The sequence below is a fragment of the Stenotrophomonas sp. 05L44_2 genome (genome assembly GCF_056665995.1).
Window position 1 is genome coordinate 1 of sequence record NZ_JBFTNR010000463.1, and the last position, 3442, is coordinate 3442.

Sequence of the window (3442 nt, forward strand, 5' to 3'; positions counted from 1 at the left end):
GAGGAACTCGTCCACTTCCCAGGTCAGGCCGGCGTACTCGACCAGATGGCGGCGCTTGTCGATCAGGCCGCCGACGCACAGCGCCAGCAGGTCGCGCGCATCCTGCACCGGAATCGGATAGTCGAACTCCTGCCGGGTATGGCCCAGGGTGCGCGACTTCAGGTTCAGCGCGGCCTTGTCGCCTTCAATGCGGACCCGCACCGAGGCGTTCTGGGTGCCGCGGTCGAGTGCGCCCAGATCGTTGATGTAGCCCTGCGCCATCGGGATGACCCTGTGCGCGGCGGTGCGCCACCCATCATGGGTGACGAGGAATTTGCGTTCGATTTCGATGCCCATGGGCACAGTATGCGGCTCACGCCAGACGCTGCCTATCGGCGCGGCGACGGGCAGGACTACACTGCGCGGCCCCCCAACCATGGAATGGTCGCTCATGACGCTTTCCCATCGCCTTCGTCGCTGTCTTGCCCTGTCGGCGCTGCTGCCGTGCGCCGTTGCCAGCGCCGGATCGGCGACCGTACCTTCGCTGCAGCAGGCACAGGCTGCGATGGACCGGATGTTCGACCAGGCCGTTGCCGATCGCCCCGCCAGCGACAGCAGTCGCCTGGTTGCCGAGACGTTCCGGCCCCGTCTGCAGACCCTGGACAGCTGTGCCCCCGCCGAGGCCGGCGACGCCGTCGATTGCATCGCCACCGCCAGCGCAGGCATCAACTCGCGACCACAGCTGCTGCGGCTGGCGCTGGTGGATGGCGCGTGGACACTGCCTGACCAGCGCAATGTGCCCGTACCGGCGCCGCCCCGGGAAAGGGTGCAGGCGCTGTTGCGCGAACGGATCGCCGGGCAGGCGCAGCAGCAGGCCGACCCAGCCCTGCGCGCACGCTTCGAACAGGCTGCCGGCACCCTGCAGGTGCAGGAAGTGAGGAACTGCGAGGTCGCCAGCGACAGGGCCGCCATCGAATGCACCGTGCGCGCAGGCGACGGCAGCGAGCATGGCGAGCAGTCCATGGCCTTCGTGCGCGTGGACGGCCAGTGGCAGAACGCACCGGCCGACTGACCGCATTGCCTGCCTGCAAGCGGCAAGGCAGGCGCCGGGCAGCCCCCGGCGCTGCAGGCATCAGCGCTTTTCGAACACCGCGATGCTTTCCACGTGCGCGGTATGCGGGAACATGTCCATCGCACCGGCGCTGACCAGGGTGAAGCCCTGTTCGTTGACCAGGTAGCCGGCATCGCGGGCCAGCGAGCCCGGATGGCAGCTGACATAGACGATGCGCTTGAACTGCTTCAACGGCAGCTGCTGCAGCACTTCGATGGCGCCCGAACGCGGCGGATCCAGCAGCAGCTTGTCAAAGCCCTGGCGCATCCATGCCGTGCTGCGCTGGTCCTGGGTGAGGTCGGCGCTGTAGAACTGCGCGTTGGCCAGCCCGTTGCGCTCGGCGTTCTCACGCGCACGCGCCACCAGCCCGGCATCACCTTCCACGCCCACCACTTCGCGCACCTTGCGCGCCAGCGGCAGGGTGAAGTTGCCCAGGCCACAGAACAGGTCCAGCACGCGCTCGTCGGCACCCGGTTCAAGCAGGTCCAGCGCGTGGGCGATCATCTTCTCGTTGAGCTTGGCATTGACCTGGATGAAATCCAGCGGACGGAACGCCAGTTCGACATCCCACGGCGCCAGCCGGAACGAAAGCGCCACGCCCTGCCCGTCCAGCGGCTGCACGGTATCCACGCCGCCCGACTGCAGGTAGATGACAAAACCGTGCTGTTGGCCAAAGGCCGCCCAGGCGGCCCGATCGGCATCACTCAGCGGCTGCAGGTGGCGCACGGTCAGCACCACGGCCTGGTCACCGGCGATGAACTCGATCTGCGGGATGTCGCGCTTGCCATCCAGGGATTCGATGAAGGTCGACAGCACCTCCACCTTGGTGCCGATTTCCGGGATCACGGTCAGGCACTGCTGCAGGTCTGCGACGAAGCGCGGGTCCTGCTCGCGGAAGCCGACCAGGGTCTTGTCCTTCTTCTCGACCCGGCGCACCGAGAACCGGCCCTTGCGGCGGTAGCCCCAGCTGTCACCCACCAGCGGCGGCAGCACGGTGCCCGGCTTCACATGGCCGATGCGCTCSARGTTSTCCATCAGCACGCGCTGCTTGGCGASGATCTGCTGGTCTTCGTCCAGGTGCTGCAGCACGCAGCCGGCGCAGGTGCCGAAATGCGGGCAATTGGGGGTCACCCGCTGCGGCGAGGCCTGCAGCACTTCCACCGTGCGCGCCTCATCGAAGTGGCGGCTGCGGGCGGTCTGTTCGGCCATCACCACTTCGCCAGGCAGGGCGCCGCTGATGAAGGTGACCTTGCCGCCCTCGCCTTCACGGCGGGCAACACCGCGACCATCATGGCTGAGGTCGAGGATCTCGGTCTGGAAGGGAGTACGGTCGATGCGGGAGCGGGATCGGGCCACGTGGCAACAGGCTGCGGGCAAAAGTGGGGGCGTATTGTCGCAGATCCTGACCAGCGGGGCCGCTGGCCGCTTGCGCCCGCCGCCGCCGTGCTTGATGATTGACCCCAGCTGACATGGAGGCAGCCCTGATGCAGATGACCCCGCGGGCCAGTCGACCCCGCTTCCTGCTTGTCGAGGACGACATCATCAGCCGCGGTTTTTTCAAAGCGGCGTTGGAAACGTTACCAGCGGATGTGGATACCGCCGACTCACTGGCCAGCGCCCTCGCGCGCGCCGAGCCCGGTGCCCACGATCTGTGGCTGATCGACGTCAACCTGCCGGATGGCAATGGTGCCCAGCTGTTGCACCAGCTGCGCCGCTCGCACCCGGACACCCCGGCGCTGGCGCATACCGCCGACGGCGATGCTGCCATTCACGCCCGCCTGCGCGAGGCGGGTTTCAGCGACACCCTGGTCAAGCCGCTGGGCCGCGACCAACTGCTGAAGGCGGTCCGTCGTGCGCTGGTCAACAGCCCCGCCGGTTCCACGGTGCCGCCGGCGGCGGTCGAGCTGGCCCTGGAGGACTGGGACGAAACCGCCGCCCTGGCCGCGCTCAATGGCCAACGCAACCACCTGATCGCCCTGCGCGAGCTGTTCCTGGCCGAACTGCCGGGCGTGCGCGATGCGGTCGAACAGGCGGTGGACCAGCATGACGAGCGCCAGCTGCGCAGCCAGCTGCACCGGTTGCAGGCCAGCTGCGGGTTCGTGGGTGCAGCGCGACTGGCACGTGCGGTACGGCAGCTGCATCACACGCCCGAATCGGGGCAGGCACAGGCGGGGTTCCGCGCGGCGGTGGCTGCCCTGCTGCACTGAGGGTTGGTCGGCAGGGCTGCGCCCTGCACCCGCCGAAGCTGACGTCAAATTCAACGTCAAAAGCGTGCATCCCGTGGGATGGCGAGGCGGTGTCGGAGTGCGGGGACGCCGTGAACCCATCCATGGGGGCTTGGCAGCCGCATCC

4 protein-coding genes are annotated in these 3442 nt (G+C 68.0%); 2 read left to right on the plus strand and 2 right to left on the minus strand.

Going from position 1 to position 3442, the window contains the following annotated elements:
* Window positions 1–336 (minus strand): CYTH domain-containing protein (locus AC1VAN_RS15635; protein WP_480986146.1); only part of this gene is annotated, 336 nt, incomplete at its 3' end.
* Window positions 337–430: 94 nt separating this feature from the next.
* On the opposite strand from AC1VAN_RS15635, the gene AC1VAN_RS15640 reads away from it, so the two are divergent.
* Window positions 431–1051: a hypothetical protein gene (locus tag AC1VAN_RS15640; protein WP_442252218.1), complete on the plus strand. Its 621-nt coding sequence runs from the start codon at window positions 431–433 to the stop codon at window positions 1049–1051.
* 60 nt (window positions 1052–1111) lie between these two features.
* On the opposite strand, the gene rlmD is transcribed toward AC1VAN_RS15640, so the two are convergent.
* Window positions 1112–2446, minus strand: a complete 1335-nt coding sequence (gene rlmD, locus AC1VAN_RS15645) for a 23S rRNA (uracil(1939)-C(5))-methyltransferase RlmD (RefSeq protein WP_480986147.1) — start codon at window positions 2444–2446, stop codon at window positions 1112–1114.
* Window positions 2447–2574: 128 nt separating this feature from the next.
* Here rlmD and AC1VAN_RS15650 point away from each other — a divergent pair, with 128 nt between their 5' ends.
* Window positions 2575–3297: an Hpt domain-containing response regulator gene (locus tag AC1VAN_RS15650; protein ID WP_025879186.1), complete on the plus strand. Its 723-nt coding sequence runs from the start codon at window positions 2575–2577 to the stop codon at window positions 3295–3297.
* Window positions 3298–3442 lie beyond the last annotated feature (145 nt).

Excerpts from the sequence above, each read along its gene's own strand:
- AC1VAN_RS15640 (WP_442252218.1), top strand. The coding sequence starts at position 431 with ATGACGCTTTCCCATCGCCTTCGTCGCTGTCTTGCCCTGTCGGCGCTG.
- AC1VAN_RS15650 (WP_025879186.1), top strand. The coding sequence starts at position 2,575 with ATGCAGATGACCCCGCGGGCCAGTCGACCCCGCTTCCTGCTTGTCGAG.